Genomic DNA, 606 nt, shown 5'->3' with positions numbered 1-606 from the left:
GAGAGCCGAGAGCCGAGAGCCGAGAGCCGAGAGCCGAGAGCATCGTGATGCAGTGACGCTGGACTGTCAACCCATGCTGAAAGCTTAAGCATCAGCTTCGCTTTTTGCCCTCGGCCCTTCTTGACCTGAATATGTGCTTGCGGGGCAGCCCATGTCGCACTGGTCGCTCAGCCCCTGGCCCTCGGCCTTTTAAACGTCCTGCACTTCTTTCGGCACCAGATGCATCAACTGCCGGATGGCCCCCAGGTGGTACGCCAGGTGGGCCACGGTCCCGTGGCCCATGTCTTCCAGAACCTCTTCTTCGGAGAGCTTTGAAACCTGCTCAAAGAAGGCCCTGCGGGTCTCTTCAAAGTCTGTTTTGAGTTGCTGCCATTCTTCCTCCGTGACTTCATAAGGTTTGAAGCTGGCCAGCCAGTCCCGTTTGTGCTGCTGTCCCTGCATCCATTCCACCACCACATTCAGGTGGAACTTCATGTGGCGGATGTGGCTGGCAATGCTGGGAATCCCATTCCAGGAGTAAGAGGCCTGCTGTGCGGTCAGGCTGTCCATGGTGGGGTAAATGCCAGAGTTGTGGTCCAGGTACTGGGTGCCCTGTCCTGGCAGTCC

The 606-nt window shown here is 57.9% G+C and carries 1 protein-coding gene; it reads right to left on the bottom strand.

What is annotated here, in order from left to right:
- Positions 1 to 189 precede the first annotated feature (189 nt).
- The coding region (locus tag DC3_RS29495; RefSeq protein ID WP_186816345.1) for a hypothetical protein at positions 190 to 606 on the bottom strand (417 nt) is incomplete at its 5' end.

It is taken from the genome of Deinococcus cellulosilyticus NBRC 106333 = KACC 11606, assembly GCF_007990775.1.
GTDB lineage: Bacteria > Deinococcota > Deinococci > Deinococcales > Deinococcaceae > Deinococcus_C > Deinococcus_C cellulosilyticus.
The sequence above is the reverse complement of the archived record's forward strand: the minus strand, read 5'-3'. Positions and strand labels throughout refer to the sequence as shown.